General features: G+C 68.8%; 12 protein-coding genes and 2 tRNA genes. 10 read left to right on the top strand and 4 right to left on the bottom strand.

The window, feature by feature from the left end:
- Window positions 1-72: 72 nt before the first annotated feature.
- Window positions 73-1,326: a GNAT family N-acetyltransferase gene (locus Q8A52_RS39050; RefSeq protein ID WP_316760720.1), complete on the bottom strand. Its 1,254-nt coding sequence runs from the start codon at window positions 1,324-1,326 to the stop codon at window positions 73-75.
- A gap of 150 nt (window positions 1,327-1,476) precedes the next feature.
- Between Q8A52_RS39050 and Q8A52_RS39045 the strand changes: the two genes are divergently transcribed.
- Window positions 1,477-2,652 (top strand): PP2C family protein-serine/threonine phosphatase, encoded by a 1,176-nt coding sequence (locus tag Q8A52_RS39045; protein WP_316760718.1) that lies wholly within the window; start codon window positions 1,477-1,479, stop codon window positions 2,650-2,652.
- A 77-nt stretch (window positions 2,653-2,729) separates the two neighbouring features.
- A complete protein-coding gene (locus tag Q8A52_RS39040) occupies window positions 2,730-3,197 on the top strand; it encodes an HD domain-containing protein (RefSeq protein WP_316760902.1) in 468 nt (155 codons plus the stop codon).
- Here the strand turns inward: Q8A52_RS39040 and Q8A52_RS39035 are convergent.
- Entirely contained in the window at window positions 3,187-4,293 is a 1,107-nt protein-coding gene (locus Q8A52_RS39035; protein ID WP_408649331.1) for an acyltransferase family protein, read from the bottom strand. The two genes, Q8A52_RS39040 and Q8A52_RS39035, sit on opposite strands and share 11 nt — an antisense overlap.
- A gap of 510 nt (window positions 4,294-4,803) precedes the next feature.
- On the opposite strand from Q8A52_RS39035, the gene Q8A52_RS39030 reads away from it, so the two are divergent.
- Window positions 4,804-4,998 (top strand): hypothetical protein, encoded by a 195-nt coding sequence (locus Q8A52_RS39030; RefSeq protein WP_316760712.1) that lies wholly within the window; start codon window positions 4,804-4,806, stop codon window positions 4,996-4,998.
- 182 nt (window positions 4,999-5,180) lie between these two features.
- Here the strand turns inward: Q8A52_RS39030 and Q8A52_RS39025 are convergent.
- Window positions 5,181-5,251 (bottom strand) — tRNA-Gly (locus tag Q8A52_RS39025).
- A gap of 164 nt (window positions 5,252-5,415) precedes the next feature.
- Here Q8A52_RS39025 and Q8A52_RS39020 point away from each other — a divergent pair.
- The 5 genes from Q8A52_RS39020 to clpX all read left to right on the top strand — a co-directional run bounded on the left by Q8A52_RS39020 (window position 5,416) and on the right by clpX (window position 10,255).
- Window positions 5,416-5,492, top strand: a tRNA-Pro gene (locus tag Q8A52_RS39020).
- Window positions 5,493-5,682: 190 nt separating this feature from the next.
- The gene (gene tig, locus Q8A52_RS39015; protein WP_316760709.1) at window positions 5,683-7,077 is read left to right on the top strand and encodes a trigger factor; all 1,395 of its coding nucleotides are present in this window, start codon (window positions 5,683-5,685) and stop codon (window positions 7,075-7,077) included.
- Window positions 7,078-7,456: 379 nt separating this feature from the next.
- Window positions 7,457-8,062, top strand: coding sequence for an ATP-dependent Clp protease proteolytic subunit (locus Q8A52_RS39010; protein ID WP_316760900.1), 606 nt, complete (start codon window positions 7,457-7,459; stop codon window positions 8,060-8,062).
- Between the two features lie 70 nt (window positions 8,063-8,132).
- Window positions 8,133-8,798, top strand: coding sequence for an ATP-dependent Clp protease proteolytic subunit (locus tag Q8A52_RS39005; protein WP_316760706.1), 666 nt, complete (start codon window positions 8,133-8,135; stop codon window positions 8,796-8,798).
- Between the two features lie 170 nt (window positions 8,799-8,968).
- Window positions 8,969-10,255 (top strand): ATP-dependent Clp protease ATP-binding subunit ClpX, encoded by a 1,287-nt coding sequence (gene clpX / locus Q8A52_RS39000; RefSeq protein WP_316760702.1) that lies wholly within the window; start codon window positions 8,969-8,971, stop codon window positions 10,253-10,255.
- A 62-nt stretch (window positions 10,256-10,317) separates the two neighbouring features.
- Here the strand turns inward: clpX and Q8A52_RS38995 are convergent, their stop codons facing one another.
- A complete protein-coding gene (locus Q8A52_RS38995) occupies window positions 10,318-11,283 on the bottom strand; it encodes a hypothetical protein (RefSeq protein ID WP_316760699.1) in 966 nt (321 codons plus the stop codon).
- A gap of 137 nt (window positions 11,284-11,420) precedes the next feature.
- Here Q8A52_RS38995 and Q8A52_RS38990 point away from each other — a divergent pair, with 137 nt between their 5' ends.
- Window positions 11,421-14,045: a valine--tRNA ligase gene (locus Q8A52_RS38990; protein ID WP_316760696.1), complete on the top strand. Its 2,625-nt coding sequence runs from the start codon at window positions 11,421-11,423 to the stop codon at window positions 14,043-14,045.
- 146 nt (window positions 14,046-14,191) lie between these two features.
- Window positions 14,192-15,649: a bifunctional tetrahydrofolate synthase/dihydrofolate synthase gene (gene folC / locus Q8A52_RS38985; RefSeq protein ID WP_408649333.1), complete on the top strand. Its 1,458-nt coding sequence runs from the start codon at window positions 14,192-14,194 to the stop codon at window positions 15,647-15,649.
- The last annotated feature ends 5 nt before the right edge of the window (window positions 15,650-15,654 follow it).

The raw sequence follows: 15,654 nt of genomic DNA, 5'->3' as shown, positions 1-15,654 counted from the left end.
ACCGGCCGCTGGGCCCTGCCGTCGAATCCCCGTCGTCCGCCCACCGGGCAGGCGGGGATTTGAGGACAGGACCTAGAACCCGTGCGGCAGCCAGGGCGCCACCGCCGAGCCGAAGGCCACCGACGCCTCCGCCAGTGCCCCCGGACGCAGCTCCCGCACCCGCCCGGCCTCGGCCAGCGACAGCAGCGAGACGCCGCCGAGGTACGCGGCTCCCAACTCCCGTACGGACAGGGCGAGGTCGGCCGGTTCCTCGGTGCGCTCGCAGGACGCCCCCTTCATGTCCCCGGAGAGCCGCCAACGCCCGGTGTTCCAGGGGCAGAAGGCGTCCTCGACCTCGAACACCACATGGACCGGAGCCTGGTAGGTCCGGGCCTCCAGCGCCGCACCCACCTCCACGAGCCGTACGTGCAGCGAGTCGCGCACCAGCACCCGGCACCGCCGGATGTCGGAGACCATGTACTGCCACGGCTCGTCCACCGGCCGCCGCCGCGCGTCGATCGTCGAGGTCAGATCGATGTCGAACAGGAAGCGCCACAGCGCGGCGTGCGCGGCCGCATCCAGCGCCTCCAGGTCCTCCAGCACCACCGTGCCCTTGGGGCCGGCCGCTTCCCAGTCGGGCTTGATCCGGAAGCGCGCGAACCCCACTGCCTCCCCGTCCCGCTCGGCCAGTACGCACTGCAGCGGCGACGCCCCGTGCCGCTCGCTCTCCGGGTCGAGCAGTCCGAGCCGGTCCCAGCCGGGCAGCCGCTCCACCATGGCCGGCCGCAGCGGCACGCGCCGGGCGTAGAGCGCCTCGCACTCCTCGAGCACGTCGGCCGGTGCGGCGTACCGCAGTCGTACGTCGTCGGTACCGGGCGGCACCGACAGCCGTACCCGGTCCGTACTGATCTCGGCGTTCACGTGATACGTCGCGACGCCGTACCCGAATCGTCCGTAGATGGCCGGCTCGGACGCCGTCAGGACCGCGAGCGGCCAGCCCCACGCCCGCACATCGTCCAGCTGCCGTCGCATCATCGAGGTCAGCACACCGCGCCGCCGGTGTGTGGCGGCCACGCTCACCATCGTGACGCCCGCGGCCGGCACCGGGGCGCCGCCCGGCACGGTGAGCCGGAAGGTGAAGGCCCCCGCCGTGCCGACGAGCTCGTCCCCGTCCCAGGCGCCGATCGACCGGTCGGTCTCGATGAGCGAGGACCACAGCTCCCGCTCCTCGGCCGAATCGGGGACCGCACCGAAGGCGCGGATCAAGTGGTCGTACCAGAGGCCGAGGTCTTCGCGGCGCAGTACGCGCAGCTCGGTCGGACGGTCGCTCGCAAGGTCAGTGCCCATGAACCATGCGTACCAGGGCATTGCGGGACGAGCGAGTGAATTTCTCCCGAGCGGCCGTGTGACGGCCTTCTGTGAAGTTGAGCCTCGGACGGGGGATAAGTCGGACCTCGCGTGCCAAGCGGCTGGTCCGCTGGATAGGGTCCCGAACTAATGACAGCAGGAGGAGAGCGGCGCGCGAAGGCCGAGACGCTGACGGCCCGGTGGAAGATGCAGTGGCACCGGGCCCGTGTCGGTGTGCGCAGAAGTGCCGTGGACTACTTCCGCGGTGACGGCTCGGACTGGGTCGCGCTTTTCGGACTGCTGCTGACGATCCCGGTCCTCGCGTCCATGACGCTCGGCAACTCGGTGTGGTGCTCACCGGCCACGCTGGTGCTGCCGATCGTCGCGGGCGGGCTGCTGCTGCGTCCGGCGAGTCTGCTCGGGCTGTACGCGGCGGCGGCAACGGCGCTGATCGTGGAGTCGGTGCAGCTGGGGCCGTACACAGAGGGGCCGTCCCGGGTCACCCCCGGTGTGGTCCTGGTGGTGGCCGCCTGTGGCTTCTTCGGGCTGCTCACGGCCCAGTTCCGCAGTCGGGTGGGGGTGCCCTGGCGGCGCGGCGGGACGATGCTGTTCGACCTGCGCGAGCGGATCCGGGTGCAGAGCAAGCTGCCGAAGCTGCCGCACGGCTGGCACCGCGAGATGGCGCTGCGGCCGGCCGGCGGCCAGTCCTTCTCGGGCGACTTCGTGGTCGCGGCCCGTACGAACAACGGCCGCACGATGGAGGTCGTCCTCACGGACGTGTCCGGCAAAGGCATGGACGCGGCCTCGCGGGCGCTGCTGCTGTCGGGGGCCTTCGGCGGTCTGCTGGGCTCGCTGCCGCCGCACGCGTTCCTCACGGCGGCGAACGGCTATCTCCTGCGCCAGGACTGGGACGAGGGGTTCGCCACCTCGATCCATCTGGTCCTGGACCTCGACTCCGGGGACTACGAGCTGTACTCGGCGGGACATCCGCCGGGGCTGCAGCTGAGCGCCGGCAGCGGTCGCTGGGAGGAGAAGGCCGCCGAAGGGCCGCTGCTCGGTGTGTACGACGGCGCCCAATTCGACCCCGTGAAGGGGTCGCTCCGTCCCGGGGACGTGTTGATGCTGTTCACGGACGGTCTGGTGGAAACCTCCGACCGGGACATCGTCGAGGGCATAGACCGGCTGACGGGGGAGGCCGACCGGTATGTCGCCGGAGGCTTCCACGGAGCCGCCTGGCACCTCATCGAGGCGGTGGCCAAGGACGTCAACGACGACCGGGCGCTGCTGCTGATCTGCCGGGAAGCCGCGGCCGCGCCGGTCCGCTGACCCGCGCGCGGCCGGCAGAGGGCCGTGCAACGGCCGTCGGTGCCGGGGACACTGGGGGAGTGACCGAAACGCATCGCATGCTCACCCTGGCCGAGATCGAGGCCGTCGCCCGCGCCGCCCACGAGGGGCAGACGGACAAGGCGGGGCGGCCGTACGCGGAACACCTGAAGGCCGTAGCGGAGGGCGTGCGCGCCCGGGGCGGGGACGACGAGCAGATCGCGGCGGGCTGGCTGCACGACTCCGTCGAGGACGACGCGTTGTCGCGCGAGTGGCTGAGCGGGGCCGCGCTGAGCCGGCGCACCAAGGACATCGTGCTCGCCGTCACCAAGCGGGCGGGGGAGGAGCCGGAGGCGTACGCCCGGCGCATTCTTCGCACGCCCGGCGCGCTGCTGGTGAAGGAGGCCGATCTGGCCCACAACGCGGACCCTGAGCGTCTTGCGGTCCTCGACGAACCCGTCCGGAGACGGCTGACCGAAAAGTACGCGCGGATGCGGGCACTCCTCGGTCTGACGGACGACGGTCCGGACGGCTCGGCTACGCGCTGACCTTCTCGCGGGCGCCTTCCGCCCGCTGCCGTTCACGGGCCAGTTCGGCCGCGTCCCGCTTGAACGCCCACTCCATCTTCGGCTCCATGGCGAACCGGAAGAGGCGCTGTACGGGCTTGGTGCACAGCAGGGTGACGACGGCGGCCGCCAGGACGCTGACCAGGATCTCGCCGAGCGGGCGGTGCAGCGAGGGGTGGTCGAACCAGCCCCGGTAGTCGGCGAACTTGATCAGGAAGCCGTGCAGCAGATAGCCGTACAGGGTGCCGGCGCCCAGCGCGGTGAACCACATCTTCCGGCGTGGCACCCAGGCGAAGAAGCAGGCGGTCAGCACCAGCGAGCAGCCGAACAGCGCCAGGACCATGAGCGGGCCGCACCACCAGGGCGCGCCGAACTCCTGGGCGGACTGGCGGTGGTAGAGCCACGCGGTGTCCATCCGCGGCACGCTCCACCAGCCGACCGCCAGCGCGGCCGCGAAGACCGGCACCGACGCGATGCGCACCCAGCGGCGGCGCACCAGCTGGAAGTGGTGCGGTTTCATGCACAGGCCCAGCACGAAGTACGGCAGGAACTGCAGGACGCGCTGGAGGTCCAGGTCGTCGCCGATGCTCGGGGTGACCGACGCCAGCATGGCGAGGCCGATCGCCAGCGGGAGCGGCCGGCGGACCAGTTTCCAGACGGGTGTGGTCAGCCGCCAGATGAACAGCGCGCACAGAAACCAGGTCAGATACCAGGGATCGAGAAGGCTGATCTCCTGGTCGGGGGCGTGGTCGACGAACCGCTTGAAGAGCGGATAGGCGGTCTCGAACACGATGTACGGCACGGCGACGCCGGTGATGAGCCGTTTCAGCCGGTCCGGGCGCATGTCGAAACTGCGCGAGAAGAAGCCCGAGATGATGATGAATGCCGGCATGTGGAAGGCGTACACGACGGTGTACACGCCCTCCAGGATGCGGCTGTCGCCCTTCAGCGGTTCCCAGGAGTGACCGATCGCGACGAGCACGATCGCCAGGTACTTGGCATTGTCGAAGAACGCATCGCGCTGTTTGCCCGGTCTGTCCCGCTTCTGCGGACTCGTCGGGGTACGCGGACTCGGCACTCCGTTCACCGGCGACTGTGCCGGTGGGAGCGGCCTTCGGTGCTGGCCCGGGGACGAGGCGGCGTCGAACATCTGAGGCACCCTAGCGTTGTCTGTGGGATTTCGTAAAACCCCCAGTGTGTTTCCTTGTTATGGGGTTTCGGGTGCCCTGGATTTACAGAACCTGACGCCTCTGTCTACGTGATGGTCAGCACATCGCAGGCCGCCGTTCACCCTTGATGTCCCGATTCATCCTGACTAATTGGGGCATAACGCAGTCCTTCGGCCAACAATTCGAATTACCTGCGAACGAGATGTGTGGACAGCGAAACGAACCTCGCAATTCCCTGTGTCCCGGGTGGGCGCGGGCTCTCGAATTACTGTGCCGCGAGTCGCCCCGTTGCGGGCGGCTGTCCGACGATGCGTCACGCGCCGCATACGGTGGCCGGGTTGGTGGCACGATGGTTCTGGCGGGGGTGCGGGGATGTGCCCCCGGGCCGGGAGAGCGGACCGACCGAGGGTGTGATCAGTGTGGCCATTTCACTGTCCGTGGTGTTGCTGTTGGCGATCATCCTTGTGGTGCTGATCCGAGGGGGGAGCATCAAGACCGGCCCCGCCATCGTCGCGATCCTGTTCGGCTTCTTCCTCGCCTCGACCGGCATGGCCCCGTCGATCCAGCGGTTCCTCAACTCGATAGCCGAGACGATCAACTCCATCAGCTTCTGAGGCTTCTGGACGCTAGCGGATCTGTACGTTACGTACAGACTTTCTGGTACGTACGCTCTTTCCCGTATGTACGCAGTGGACGTGGGGCGTGCGCTTCTTGCGTACGCATACGTCGAGCCCCCCGGAAACGATTCAGGGCCAGGCGGAGGAATCATCCTCCGACCTGGCCCTGAGCCGTACAGAGCGGGCGACGGGAATCGAACCCGCGTAGCTAGTTTGGAAGACTAGGGCTCTACCATTGAGCTACGCCCGCACGGGACGCGCCGCATGTTGTCGACCGCGGCACAGGAGGCATCGTAGCGGGTCGAATGCGCTCGCCGCACACCCCATTCCGCGCCGTGCCACCGTGCGCCCACCCGCTCCGCAAATGCGGCGGCCGCACTGCCTGCGGGCATGTACCCTACGTGTCGCACCAGACGGGGTGTGGCGCAGCTTGGTAGCGCGTCCGCTTTGGGAGCGGAAGGCCGTGGGTTCAAATCCCGCCACCCCGACCACCGGCCGAGATCGTTCGTCGGCCACACTCAGTGATCGCCTTTTGGGGCGTTCAGCTGCTGCGGCTACTATGCAAGCTGCGCGCCCGTGTGTCCCGGCCCACTCGGCCTACGAACTCCTCCGGGCGGCGAAATCGCCGGACCTGTCTGGCTCCGGCGAAAACCAAGAAGTCAGCCACAAGGAGACCGAACCGTGAAGAGCGCCGTGGAGACCCTGAACCCGACCCGGGTTCGGCTCACTGTCGAGGTGCCCTTCGAGGAGCTCAAGGACAGCCTCGACGCGGCGTACAAGAAGATCAACCAGCAGGTCACGGTGAAGGGCTTCCGCAAGGGCAAGATCCCGGCCCGCGTCATCGACCAGCGGTTCGGCCGTGGCGCCGTGCTGGAGGAGGCCGTCAACGACGCGCTTCCGAAGTTCTACACCGAGGCGGTCAACGAGGCCGAGCTCAGCCCGCTGGGCCAGCCCGAGGTCGACATCACCGAGCTGAAGGACGGCGAGACGCTGAACTTCACCGCCGAGGTCGACATCCGCCCGGCCCTGGAGATCCCGGACTACTCCGGCATCGAGGTCGAGGTCGACGCGGTCGAGGTGACCGACGAGGACGTGGAGAAGTCGGTCGAGCAGCTCCGTGAGCGCTTCGCCTCCACCTCCCCGGTCGAGCGCGCCGCCGAGGACGGCGACGTCGTCACGATCGACCTGCAGGCCAAGGTCGAGGGCGAGGTCCTCGAGGACGGCGTGGCCGAGGGCGTCTCCTACACCATCGGCTCCGGCGAGCTCCTCGACGGCATCGACGACGCCGTGAAGGGCCTGGAGGCCGGTGGGGAGGCCACCTTCACCTCCGAGCTCAAGGGCGGCTCGGCGGCCGGCAAGGAGGCCGAGGTCACCGTCAAGGTCACCCAGGTCGCCGCCCGCGAACTGCCCGAGCTGGACGACGAGTTCGCGCAGCTCGCCTCCGAGTTCGACACCCTCGAGGAGCTGAAGGCCGACAGCCGCAAGCGCCTCGAGAACATGAAGCAGTACGACCAGGCCACGCAGGCCCAGGAGCGCGTCCTGGAGAAGCTGCTCGAGCTGGTCGAGGTCCCGGTCCCCGAGAAGCTGCTCGAGGACGAGATCAACACCCGTAAGCACAACCTCGAGCACCACCAGCTCGGGCAGATGGGCCTCACCCTCGACAAGTACCTGGAGATCCAGGGCAAGACCGCCGAGGAGTTCGAGACCGAGACCCGCGAGGCCGCGGTCAAGGGCATCAAGACCCAGTTCGTCCTCGACGAGCTGGTCAAGTCGGAGAAGCTCAACGTCAACCAGGAGGAGCTCACCGAGCACCTCATGCGGCGTGCGGCCTCCTCCGGGATGTCCCCCGACCAGTTCGCCCAGGCCGTCGTCGAGGGTGGCCAGGTGCCCCTCCTCGTCGGCGAGGTCGCCCGCGGCAAGGCTCTGGCCGTCGTGGTCGAGGCCGCCACGGTGAAGGACACCAACGGCGAGATCGTCGACCTGGACGACGAGGACGAGGCCGAGGCGGCCACGGAGACGGTCGAGGCCGTCGAGGGCGCCGCTGAGACCACGGACGAGGAGAAGGCCGAGGGCTGAGCCCCGCGGAGCCTGTGAAGGCCGTATGACGAAGGGCCCCGGGATGCACAGCGCCCCGGGGCCCTTCGTCATACGGTGGAACAGTGCCCCAGGGGTGCGGGACCTGCGCGACAGGCCACGAGCGGCCCGCAGCCGCCCGTGCGTGGACACCGTCACGGCCAGTGGACGGCGGCCCGCCTGCCGGAGGCGCACGGCGCTACGCCCCGGGCGAACACCCCCTTCCACGGGATTCCCCGAAGGGACCAGCGCGTTAGGGTCCATGAATACGGGGGCAGGGGACTCACCTGAAACCCCCGGCAGGACTTCGCAGGATTTCGCAGTACACGTGAGACGGCCCGGCGCCGTCGTAAGACGAGCAGGTGGATACGTGACGAATCTGATGCCCTCCGCCGCCGGCGAGCCTTCCATCGGTGGTGGCCTCGGTGACCAGGTCTACAACCGGCTGCTCGGCGAGCGGATCATCTTCCTCGGCCAGCAGGTCGACGATGACATCGCCAACAAGATCACCGCGCAGCTGCTGCTCCTCGCCGCGGACCCGAGCAAGGACGTCTACCTCTACATCAACAGCCCCGGTGGCTCGGTGACGGCCGGCATGGCGATCTACGACACCATGCAGTACATCCCGAACGATGTGGTCACGATCGCCATGGGCATGGCGGCCTCGATGGGCCAGTTCCTGCTCACCGGCGGTACCGCGGGCAAGCGCTTCGCGCTGCCGCACGCCGACATCATGATGCACCAGGGCTCCGCGGGCCTCGGCGGTACGGTCTCGGACATCAAGATCCAGGCCGAATACCTGCTGCGCACCAAGAAGCGCATGGCCGAGCTGACCGCGCAGCACTCCGGCCAGACGGTCGAGACGATCATCCGCGACGGCGACCGCGACCGCTGGTTCACCCCGGCAGAGGCCAAGGAGTACGGTCTCATTGACGAGATCATCACGCATGCCTCCGGTGTTCCGGGAGGCGGCGGCACCGGTGCCTGACCGGCCCGGCTCCGCCACGCTCCGCCGAGACTCCAGCCCCCAGAACGCCACCAGGACGGTGAACACGCACATGAGCAACTTCCCCGGCGCCGCCAGCGGCCGCTACGACGGGCCGCGGCCCGAGAGCCGCTATGTCATTCCGCGCTTCGTCGAGCGCACCTCCCAGGGCATCCGCGAGTACGACCCGTACGCGAAGCTCTTCGAGGAGCGCGTGATCTTCCTCGGCGTCCAGATCGACGACGCCTCCGCCAACGACGTCATGGCGCAGCTGCTGTGCCTGGAGTCGATGGACCCCGACCGGGACATCTCGATCTACATCAACAGCCCCGGTGGCGACATGACCGCCCTCACGGCGATCTACGACACGATGCAGTTCGTGAAGCCCGACATCCAGACGGTGTGCATGGGCCAGGCGGCGTCCGCCGCGGCCATCCTGCTCGCCGCCGGTACGCCGGGCAAGCGCATGGCGCTGCCGAACTCCCGCGTCCTCATCCACCAGCCGGCCGGCAGCACCGGCCGCGGGCAGCTCTCCGACCTGGAGATCATCGCCAACGAGTTCACGCGGATGCGTACGCAGCTGGAGGAGATGCTCGCCAAGCACTCCAACCGGCCGATCGAGAAGGTCCGTGAGGACATCGAGCGCGACAAGATCCTCACCGCCGAGGAAGCGCTCGAGTACGGCATCGTCGACCAGATCATCTCCACCCGGAAGATGAACAGCTCCGACGTCCGCTGACGCGGAGGACCCGCACTCTGTCGCCCTTGGCGTGGTGCACGTCAAAGTGAACCGTGCCAAGGGGGGCCCGAACGGGGGGCCCGGCAAGGTACCGTCGGACATAAGGCAGCACCAGGAGCCGCTGGATTCGAAAGCATCCAGGCGTCTCCCAGGCGAAGGGGAAGCACACCGTGGCACGCATCGGTGACGGCGGCGATCTGCTCAAGTGCTCGTTCTGCGGCAAGAGCCAGAAGCAGGTCAAGAAGCTCATCGCAGGGCCCGGTGTGTACATCTGCGACGAGTGCATCGATCTCTGCAACGAGATCATCGAGGAGGAGCTCGCCGAGACGAGCGAGGTGCGTTGGGAGGAACTCCCCAAGCCCCGCGAGATCTACGAGTTCCTGGAGGGCTATGTAGTCGGCCAAGAGGCCGCCAAGAAGGCTCTCTCAGTCGCGGTGTACAACCACTACAAGCGGGTTCAGGCGGGGGAGAACGGCGGCGCCCAAGGCCGCGACGACGCCATTGAGTTGGCGAAGTCCAACATCCTCCTGCTGGGCCCCACGGGCTCCGGCAAGACGCTCCTCGCACAGACCCTGGCGCGCATGCTGAACGTCCCGTTCGCGATCGCGGACGCGACGGCGCTGACGGAGGCGGGTTATGTCGGCGAGGACGTCGAGAACATCCTCCTGAAGTTGATCCAGGCCGCGGACTACGACGTCAAGAAGGCCGAGACGGGGATCATCTACATCGACGAGATCGACAAGGTCGCGAGGAAGAGTGAAAACCCTTCCATCACCCGCGACGTGTCGGGCGAGGGCGTGCAGCAGGCCCTCCTCAAGATCCTCGAGGGCACCACGGCCTCGGTCCCGCCGCAGGGCGGCCGCAAGCACCCGCACCAGGAGTTCATCCAGATCGACACGACGAACGTCCTGTTCATCGTGGGCGGCGCGTTCGCCGGACTGGAAAAGATCATCGAGGCGCGGGCCGGCGCGAAGGGCATCGGCTTCGGCGCCACGATCCGCTCGAAGCGTGAGCTGCAGTCGAAGGACGTCTTCGAGGACATCATGCCGGAGGACCTGGTCAAGTTCGGCATGATCCCCGAGTTCATCGGCCGTCTGCCGGTGATCACCTCGGTCCACAACCTCGACCGCGAGGCCCTGCTCAAGATCCTGGTGGAGCCCCGCAACGCCCTGGTCAAGCAGTACCAGCGCCTCTTCGAACTCGACGGCGTGGAACTGGACTTCGAGCGCGAGGCCCTGGAGGCCATCGCCGACCAGGCCATCCTCCGCCAGACCGGCGCGCGAGGCCTGCGCGCCATCATGGAAGAGGTCCTGATGTCGGTGATGTACGAGGTCCCGTCCCGCAAGGACGTGGCCCGCGTCGTCATCACGGCAGACGTCGTTCACTCGAACGTGAACCCGACGCTGATTCCGCGGGATGCGCGGGGGCGGGGGACGGGGGAGCAGAAGACGGCGTAGCCGCTTCCACGTACACGCAAGACGAGGGCGCCCGGTGCATGCACCGGGCGCCCTCGTCGGTGTCAGGCCTTGACGCGGATCTGCTCGCGCAGCTTCGTGGTCAGGTCGACGGCCTCGTCCTTGTCGATGCCCTTGGTGTTGTCACCGGGCGAGACCATGCCGATGGTGCTGTAGTCGGACCACGCACAGAACCAGTCGGTCGATTCCTTCTTGGTCAGGGCGTTGGTGCTCTTCGTCGCCTGGCACTTCATGAGCGCGCCGTCCAGGTCGACGTCCTCGGGCTGGCCTATGAGCTTGGTGCCCGACGAGTCGCTGCCCGACGAGGACGACGAGTTGCTCTTCGCGATCTCCGCGCCGATCGCCGCGAAGTACTTGTCCAGAGCCGCCTTCGGATCCGCGATCTCACCGTAGCCACCCACCATGGTGATCCCCTTGGCGGTCAGCAGCTCGGCCTGGCTCGGCAGCTTGCTCGGGTCGGGGTGCTGCGGGTCGTAGTCGCCGAAGTCGGCCGTGGACCACTGGCCGATCACGGCCTTGCCGTTCTTCACGCCGGCGGTGTCCAGGTACTTCACCGCTTCCGAGCCGCTGCTCTCGCCCCCCTTGCCGACACGCTTGTATTCGCTGATCACCGTCGACGGAGTCGTCAACTTGTGCGCACCGTCGTCCGAGAGACCGGACGAGCCGCTCCCGGACAGGACGAAGTACGCGCCGACGGCGATCGCCGCCACCACGGCCACCGCCCCGACGATCAGGCCGGTCTTCTTCTTGCCGCCGGCCGGAGCCGGCGGCTGGGGGGCGTAGGCGGCCTGGCCGTAGGGGGCCGTGGGCTGGCCGTAAGGGTTCGGCTGCGGGGGGACGCCCTGCTGCGGGTAGCCGTAACCGGGCTGGGGCTGAGCCGGAGGGGCCTGCTGGGGATAGCCGTAGCCGGGCTGGGGAGCCTGCGGCTGCTGGCCGTAGGGACCCGGCTGGCCGTACGGTCCGGGCTGCTGGGGCTGCCCGCCGTACGGGCCCGGCTGGTTGTGACTCATTTCTGGGTTCCCCTCCAGATGCTTAAGTGTTCCTGACATCCTGGCGCAGGCACAGGAAGCCCACCGCATCGGGGGGCGCACCGTTACAGAACAAACGCGTTTCGGGACTGGGTCGTGACACCTCTAAACTGACCCTCGTGACCGAGAACGCTCAGCAGCAGCCACCAGCGCCCGACACCGAACTGCCGACCCAGTACGCGCCGGCCGATGTAGAGGGGCCGCTGTACGAGCGCTGGGTAGAGCGGGGTTACTTCGAGGCGGACGCGAAGACCGACAAGCCCGCGTACACCGTCGTCATCCCGCCGCCGAACGTCACCGGCAGCCTGCACCTCGGGCACGCCTTCGAGCACACGCTCATCGACGCCCTGACGCGCCGCAAGCGCATGCAGGGCTTCGAGACGCTGTGGCAGCCCGGCATGGACCACGCCGGCATCGCCACGCAGAACGTCGTCGAGCGTGAGCTCGGCAAGGAGGGCAAGTCCCGGCACGACCTCGGGCGGGATGCCTTCGTCGAGCGCGTCTGGCAGTGGAAGGCCGAGTCCGGCGGGCAGATCAGCGGTCAGATGCGGCGCCTCGGTGACGGCGTCGCCTGGTCGCGCGAGCGGTTCACGATGGACGAGGGGCTGTCCCAGGCCGTCCAGACCATCTTCAAGCGGCTCTACGACGACGAGTTGATCTACCGCGCCGAGCGCATCATCAACTGGTGCCCGCGCTGTCTCACCGCGATCTCCGACATCGAGGTCGAGTACCAGGACGACGACGGCGAGCTCGTCTCCATGAAGTACGGGGAGGGGGACGACACCATCGTCGTCGCCACCACCCGCGCCGAGACCATGCTCGGTGACACCGCTGTCGCCGTTCACCCCGACGACGAGCGCTACAAGCACCTCATCGGCAAGCTCATCAGGCTCCCGCTGACCGACCGCTCCATCCCGGTCGTCGCCGACACGCACGTCGACCCCGAGTTCGGCACCGGCGCCGTCAAGGTCACCCCGGCCCACGACCCGAACGACTTCGAGATCGGCCAGCGGCACAACCTGCCGTCCCTCACCGTGATGGACGAGCACGCCGTCATCACCGCCCACGGCCCCTTCCAGGGCCTGGACCGCCTGGAGGCCCGCTCGGCGATCGTCGCCGCGCTGCGCGCCGAGGGCCGGATCGTCGCCGAGAAGCGGCCGTACGTCCACTCGGTCGGCCACTGCTCGCGCTGCAAGACCACCATCGAGCCCAGGCTCTCCATGCAGTGGTGGGTCAAGGTCGGCCCGCTCGCCAAGGCCGCGGGTGACGCGGTCCGCGACGGCAAGGTCAAGATCCATCCGCAGGAGATGGAGAAGCGCTACTTCGACTGGGTCGACAACCTCCACGACTGGTGCATCTCACGGCAGTTGTGGTGGGGCCACCGCATCCCGGTCTGGTACGGCCCGGACGGGGAAGTCGTCTGCGTCGGCCCGGACGAGGAACCGCCGAGCGGTGAGGGCTGGCGTCAGGACACCGACGTCCTCGACACCTGGTTCTCCTCCGGCCTGTGGCCCTTCTCCACGCTGGGCTGGCCCGAGCAGACCGAGTCGCTCGCGAAGTTCTACCCGAACTCCGTCCTGGTCACCGGCTACGACATCCTCTTCTTCTGGGTCGCCCGGATGATGATGTTCGGCCTGTACGCGATGGACGGCACCCCGCCGTTCCACGCCATCGCCCTGCACGGAATGGTCCGCGACCAGTTCGGCAAGAAGATGTCGAAGTCCTTCGGCAACGCGGTCAACCCGCTGGACTGGATGGACAAGTACGGCTCCGACGCGCTCCGGTTCACCCTGGCGCGCGGCGCCAACCCGGGCGTCGACGTCCCGATCGGCGAGGACTGGGTCCAGGGCTCCCGCAACTTCGCCAACAAGATCTGGAACGCCACCCGCTTCGCGCTGATGAACGGCGCGACGGTGGACGGCCCGCTGCCGGACCCGGCGAAGATGTCGGCGACCGACCGCTGGATCCTGTCCCGCCTCAACTCCGTCATCGCCGAAGTCGACGCGTTCTACGACGACTTCCAGTTCGCCAAGCTGTCCGACGCCCTCTTCCACTTCGCGTGGGACGAGGTCTTCGACTGGTACGTCGAGCTGTCCAAGACGACGTTCCAGGCGGGCGGCGAGGCCGCCGAGGTCTCCAAGCGCGTCCTGGGCGAGGTCCTCGACATCACCCTCAAGCTGCTGCACCCGGTCGTCCCGTTCGTGACGGAGACCCTCTGGACCACCCTCACCGGTGGCGAGTCGGTCGTCATCGCCGACTGGCCGACCGACAGCGGCTTCCGTGACGCGGCCGCCGAGCGCGAGATCGAGTCGCTCCAGTCGGTCATCACCGAGGTCCGCCGCTTCCGCGCCGACCAGGGCCTGCAGCCCGGCCAGCGCGTCCCGGCCCGCCTCACCCTGGACGGCACGGCCCTCGCCCCGCACGAGGCGGCCATCCGCCAGCTGCTGCGCCTGCAGCCGGAGGGCGAGTCCTTCACGGCCACGGCCACCCTGCCGGTCGCCGGCGCCGAGGTCGCCCTCGACCTCTCCGGCACGATCGACGTGGCCGCGGAGCGCAAGCGCCTCGCGAAGGACCTGGCCGCCGCCGAGAAGGAGAAGGCCCAGGCCACGGCCAAGCTCGGCAACGAGGCGTTCCTCGCCAAGGCCCCGGACCAGGTCGTGGACAAGATCCGCACGCGGCTCGCCAAGGCCGACGAGGACATCACGCGGATCCAGGCCCAGCTGGACAGGCTGCCCCCGGCGTAAGCGCCCGTACGGCAGCGAAGGCCCCCGGAGTCACACGGCACCGGGGGCCTTCGCCCATGTCTGTCCGTGCCGCTCCGTAGACTGGTCCTGTGAGCGAAGCGCCCGGCACCAACGACCAGCCCGACCCCCTCGACTCCTTCGACGAGATGATCGCGGCGGAGACCGACCGCGACCCCGACCTCGCGGTGATCGAGGCCGGCAGCCGCACCCTGCGCACGCAGGGCGGGGCGCCGCAGGCGGACGTACCCGCGAGGCCCGAGGACCCCGAGGTCGACAAAGCCCTGCGCGAGGTCGAGGCGGAGCTCGCCACCCGCTGGGGCGAGACCAAGCTGGAGCCCTCCGTCAGCCGCATCGCCGCGCTCATGGACGTGCTGGGGGATCCGCAGCGGTCGTACCCCTCGATCCACATCACCGGCACGAACGGCAAGACGTCCACGGCCCGCATGATCGAGGCCCTCCTCGGCGCCTTCGAGCTGCGCACCGGCCGCTACACGTCCCCGCACGTGCAGTCGATCACCGAGCGGATCAGCCTGGACGGCGCGCCGATCTCCGCCGAGCGGTTCATCGAGACGTACCAGGACATCAAGCCGTACATCGAGATGGTCGACGCCCTGCAGGAGTTCCGGCTCTCGTTCTTCGAGGTGCTCACCGGCATGGCGTACGCCGCGTTCGCGGACGCGCCCATCGACGTGGCCGTCGTCGAGGTCGGGATGGGCGGCAGCTGGGACGCGACGAACGTGATCGACGGCGACGTCGCCGTGGTCACCCCCATCGACCTGGACCACACGGACCGGCTCGGTGAGACGCACGCCGAGATCGCCGCGGAGAAGGCCGGCATCGTCAAGCAGGACGCGACGGTCATCATGGCCCAGCAGCCGGTGGACGCGGCGCAGGTGCTGCTGAAGAAGGCGGTCGAGGTCGACGCGACGGTGGCCCGGGAGGGCCTGGAGTTCGGCGTGGTGGACCGCCGGATCGCCGTCGGCGGCCAGCTGCTCACCCTGCGTGGCCTGGGCGGCGAGTATCCCGAGGTGTATCTCCCGCTGCACGGCGCCCACCAGGCGCACAACGCGGCCGTGGCGCTCGCCGCGGTGGAGGCGTTCTTCGGCGTCGGCGCACTGCGCGCGGAGCGGCTGGACATCGACACCGTCCGCAAGGCCTTCGCCGCGGTGTCCTCGCCGGGCCGCCTGGAGGTCGTACGGCACTCGCCGACGATCGTCCTGGACGCCGCGCACAACCCGGCGGGCGCGCGGGCCGCTGCCGAGGCCATCGGCGAGGCCTTCGACTTCAGCCGGCTGATCGGGGTCGTGGGCGCGAGCGGCGACAAGAACGTGCGCGGGCTCCTGGAGGCGTTCGAGCCGATCTTCGCGGAGATCGTCGTCACGCAGAACTCCAGCCACCGCGCCATGGACGCGGACGAGCTGGCCGCGATCGCCGTCGAGGTGTTCGGCGAGGAGCGGGTGCAGGTCGAGCCGCGGCTGCCCGACGCCCTGGAGGCCGCGATCACGCTGGCCGAGGAGGAGGGCGAGTTCGCGGGCGGCGGTGTGCTGGTCACCGGCTCGGTCATCACGGTGGGCGAGGCCCGTCTGCTGCTGGGCAAGGGCTGAGGAGC

Origin of the sequence: Streptomyces herbicida (assembly GCF_032656585.1) — a bacterium.
GTDB lineage: Bacteria > Actinomycetota > Actinomycetes > Streptomycetales > Streptomycetaceae > Streptomyces > Streptomyces herbicida.
This window is presented reverse-complemented; position numbering and strand designations above follow the sequence as displayed.